General features: G+C 69.8%; 3 protein-coding genes and 1 pseudogene. 1 reads left to right on the top strand and 3 read right to left on the bottom strand.

Translation table 11 applies throughout. The features are described from left to right. The 3 genes and pseudogenes from RR928_RS01905 to alkB form a co-directional block, all read right to left on the bottom strand. Positions 1–467, bottom strand: a pseudogene (locus RR928_RS01905) (Fe-S oxidoreductase); the annotation flags it as partial. A gap of 21 nt (positions 468–488) precedes the next feature. Further along, positions 489–1,553: a homocysteine S-methyltransferase family protein gene (locus tag RR928_RS01900; RefSeq protein WP_332537892.1), complete on the bottom strand. Its 1,065-nt coding sequence runs from the start codon at positions 1,551–1,553 to the stop codon at positions 489–491. A gap of 87 nt (positions 1,554–1,640) precedes the next feature. Next, on the bottom strand, positions 1,641–2,363 hold the full coding sequence (alkB, locus tag RR928_RS01895; protein ID WP_442881500.1) for a DNA oxidative demethylase AlkB: 723 nt from the start codon (positions 2,361–2,363) through the stop codon (positions 1,641–1,643). Positions 2,364–2,573: 210 nt separating this feature from the next. Here alkB and recQ point away from each other — a divergent pair, with 210 nt between their 5' ends. After that, positions 2,574–4,433 carry a DNA helicase RecQ gene (gene recQ, locus RR928_RS01890; RefSeq protein ID WP_332537893.1) on the top strand — a complete coding sequence of 620 codons (1,860 nt, stop codon included), beginning with the start codon at positions 2,574–2,576 and terminating at the stop codon, positions 4,431–4,433. The last annotated feature ends 33 nt before the right edge of the window (positions 4,434–4,466 follow it).

Raw genomic sequence — 4,466 nt, 5'->3', positions numbered from 1 at the left:
GGCGCGGCCGGGCTGCCCGGGCTCGCGGGTGGCGGCGTCGCTGCAGGCGCTGCAGGCGCTGCGGGAGCGAGCACCGTATTGAGCCAGGCCTGGGGCCAGGGCTGGGCCGCGACCAGCTGCTGCGGCTGGGCCAGTCCCGCCGTGGCCTGGGCCACCAAGGCCGAGAGCAGTTCACGCAGTTCGGGCGATGTGCCCGCCGCGGGCCATTGCGGCGCACCGGCCTGCGCGCCCGACTGCACCTGGGTCACGAGCTGGGCGATCAGCGTCTGGAACACCTGCAGGCGCAGCGCCTGCTGCGCCTGGGCCGAAAGGCTTAGCGCGGGAGCGACGGGCGCCGCGGGGGCCACGGGCGCGGTGGGGGCCACGGGCGCCGCCCCCGCCACGGCCGTGGTCGCAGGCACCGCCGTCACGGGCGACACGGACGCCGGGGTTGTCGGACTGGTGGCGGGCGGCAGCGGCAGGTTCATCGCGGGAACCGTGCGCGGCGCTCAGGCCTGGGCCGGGTAGAACAGCGGCCGCGTGGCCGTGGCGCGCACCGCCTGGGCGATCGCGCCGATATGCTCGGGCGTCGTGCCGCAGCAGCCGCCCACGATGTTGACCAGGCCTTCGGCCGCGAACTCGTGCACCAGCCGGCTCGTGACTTCGGGCGTCTCGTCAAAGCCGGTGTCGCTCATCGGGTTGGGCAGGCCGGCATTCGGGTAGCAGCTGATGAAGGTGTCGGGCGCGGCCTTGTGCAGCTCCTGCACATAGGGGCGCATCAGCGCCGCGCCTAGCGCGCAGTTCAGGCCAATGGCCAGCGGATTCGCATGGCGCACGCTGTGCCAGAAGGCGGTCACGGTCTGGCCGCTGAGAATCCGGCCCGAAGCGTCGGTCACGGTGCCGCTGATCAGGATGGGCAGGCATTCGCCGCTCTGCTCGAAGGCTTCGTCGACGGCAAACAGCGCGGCCTTGGCGTTGAGCGTGTCGAAGATGGTCTCGACCAGGATCACGTCGGCGCCGCCTTCGATCAGCGCCAGCGTCTGCTCGAGATAGGCCTGGCGCAATGTCTCGAAATCGACGTTGCGCGCGCCCGGATCGTTGACGTCGGGGCTGATGCTCGCGGTCTTGGGCGTGGGGCCCAGGGCGCCGGCCACATAGCGCGGATGGTCGGGCGTGCTGTACTTGTCGCAGGCGGCGCGCGCCAGCTGGGCCGAGCGCAGGTTCATTTCCCGCGCCAGATGGCCCAGCAGGTAATCGTCCTGGGCGACCGTGGTCGCGCCGAAGGTGTTGGTCTCTATCAGGTCGGCGCCCGCGGCCAGGTAGCGTTCGTGGATGTCGCGGATCACGTCGGGGCGCGTGAGGCTCAGCAGCTCGTTGTTTCCCTTGACGTCGCGCGGCAGGTCCTGGAAGCGCTCGCCGACGGCATCGGCGCCGGTATAGCCTGCGCCGCGGTACTGCTCTTCACCCAGCTTGAAGCGCTGGATCATGGTGCCCATCGCGCCATCGAGGATGGCGATGCGGCGGGCAAGGGTGGCGGGCAGTTCTTTGGCGCGGGTGTATTGGGGCAGGCTCATCCCCCGATTGTAGGAAGTTGGGCGTGGCCCCGTCGCGGGTCAGCCATCTTGCCCGCCGGCTTGGGGGGGCAGCGCCCCCCAGCGCGGCTACGGCGTCAGCCGAGCAAGCGTGGGGGCGAGATACCCCGCTTTGGCCATGCGGAACGTCAGGTTCCAGCGCTCGCTGCCCAGCAGCGGGTGCACTCCATCCTTGAGCGGGCTGATGCCGTGGTACGCCAGGCGCGTCGCCCCGCCCCAGACCAGCACGTCGCCATGCTCGAGCTGCATGCGGCGCACGCGGTCGGCGCGCGCCAGGCCGCCCCAGAGGAAGGTCGCGGGCAGGCCCAGCGAGATGGAAACAATCGGCGCGCGCGTATCGCTTTCGTCGGCGTCGCGGTGCAGGGACATCTTCGCGCCCGCGACATAGCGGTTGATCAGGCAGGAGTCGGGCGCGAACTGCGGATAGCCGGCTGCGGTGGCCGCGGCACGCGCCTGCTGCCACAGCCACTCGGGCATGGCGGGCCAGGGCAGTCCGCTGTGCGGGTCGGTGGCGCTGTAGGCATAGCCGCTGGCGTCCGAGATCCAGCCCCAGCTGCCGCAATGGCTCATGGACACCGACATAGGCAGGCCGCCGGGCGTGCGCATGGTGCGCCACGGCGCCTGCTCCAGCACCTGCCGCACGCTGTCCACCCAGCGCTGCGCCTGGCCCGCGGCCCAGCCGGGCAGCAGCCAGGCGCCAGGGTCCAGCGCGATCGGCGCGTCGTCGGCCGGCCCGAACAGCCGGTCGCTGTCGGCCAGGGCCATGGAGCCGGAATGGGAAGAGCGGAGCATGAAAGTTGCAGCAGAAACAAGGCGTTGGCTGCATTGTAGGAAGGCCGGGCTGGCCCTTGCGCTGCGGGGGGCTGTGCCGCCCCAGGACCACGGAAATGCGCCCCGGGCGCACAATATGCGTTTGTCCGGCCCCTGCCAGGGCCCGCAGCGCGCATGCCTGCGGAGCTTTGCAGGGCTCGTCGCTTCCCGCTTTTTTTCGAGAGAATCCGCTTGTCCACCGCGCAGTCCGTATTGCAAGAAGTTTTTGGCTACGACCAGTTCCGTGGCCCGCAGGCGGCGATCGTCAGCCATGTGATTGCCGGCGGCGACGCGCTGGTGCTGATGCCCACGGGCGGGGGCAAGAGCCTGTGCTACCAGGTGCCGGCCATCGTGCGCCAGCAGCAGGGCCATGGCGTGACCATCGTGGTCTCGCCGCTGATCGCGCTGATGCACGATCAGGTGGGTGCGCTGCACGAAGCCGGGGTGGACGCCGCATTCCTCAACTCCACGCTGTCGTACGAGCAGACGCAGGAAGTCGAGCTGCGGCTGCAGACCGGCGACATCACGCTGCTTTACGCCGCGCCCGAGCGGCTCAACACGCCGCGCTTCCTGGGCCTGCTCGACAGCCTCTATGAAGCCGGCCAGCTGTCGCTGTTCGCGATCGACGAAGCGCATTGCGTGAGCCAGTGGGGCCACGATTTCCGCCCCGAATACCGCGCGCTCACGGTGCTGCACGAACGCTATGCGGGCGTGCCGCGCATCGCGCTGACAGCCACCGCCGATTCGCTCACGCGCGCCGACATCGTCGAGCGCCTGCAGCTCGAACAGGCGGGCCAGTTCGTCAGCAGCTTCGACCGCCCCAACATCCGCTACACCATCGTCGAGAAGAAGGACGCGACGGCCCAGCTGCAGCGCTTCATCCAGACCGAGCACCAGGGCGACGCGGGCGTGGTCTATTGCCAGTCGCGCAAGCGCGTGGAAGAGTTGGCGCAGACGCTGCAGAACGCCGGCCTCTCGGCCCTGCCCTACCACGCGGGCCTGCCGGCTGACATGCGCCAGCGCCACCAGGACCGCTTCCTGCGCGAGGAAGGCATCGTGATGTGCGCCACCATCGCTTTCGGCATGGGCATAGACAAGCCCGACGTGCGCTTTGTCGCCCATGTCGACATGCCCAAGAACATCGAAGGCTACTACCAGGAGACCGGGCGCGCGGGCCGCGACGGCCTGCCGGCCCACGCCTGGATGGCCTACGGGCTCAACGACGTCGTCAACCAGCGGCGCATGATCGACGAAAGCCCGGCCGAGGAAACCTTCAAGCAGGTGATGCGCGGCAAGCTCGATGCGCTGCTCGCGCTGGCCGAGGCCACCGACTGCCGGCGCCAGCGCCTGCTGGGCTATTTCGGCGAAGACTCCACGCCCTGCGGCAACTGCGACAACTGCCTGAACCCGCCCGCGGTCTGGGACGGCACCGACGCCGCGCGCAAGCTGCTGTCAACCATCTACCGCGTGCACGAGGCCTGCCAGCTGACCTTCGGCACCGGCCACATCATGGACGTGCTGCGCGGCAAGGACACCGAGAAGGTGCGCCAGTACGGCCACCAGAGCCTGTCGACCTTCGGCCTGGGCGCGCAATACTCCGAAGCCCAGCTGCGCGGCGTGCTGCGCCAGCTGCTGGCCACGGGCGCTTTAGGCCTGCACAAGGTCACGAGCGACAGCGGCCACAGCTTCGACACCCTGGCGCTGACGCCGGGCTCGCGCGCCGTGCTGCGCGGCGACGCCCAGGTGATGCTGCGCGAAGCCACGGCCAGCGCCGCCAAGCGCACGCGCAAGACGCCGCAGGCCAACGTCGCGGCGCTCAACCTCGGCCCCGATGCCCAGGTGCGCTTCATCAACCTCAAGGCCTGGCGCGCCGAGGTCGCGCGCGAGCACAACCTGCCGGCCTATGTGATCTTCCACGACGCCACGCTGGCGGCCATTGCCGAGCGCGACCCCGCGAGCCTCGACGACCTCAACGGCATTCCCGGCATGGGCGCCAAGAAGTTCGACGCCTATGGCGCCGAAGTGCTGCGCGTGTGCCAGATGGCGCAATAAGAGCGCCTGACAGAACCCCGCAAATCGAAGATT

The organism is Comamonas sp., assembly GCF_036666375.1.
Lineage (GTDB): Bacteria > Pseudomonadota > Gammaproteobacteria > Burkholderiales > Burkholderiaceae_C > Comamonas.
This window is presented reverse-complemented; position numbering and strand designations above follow the sequence as displayed.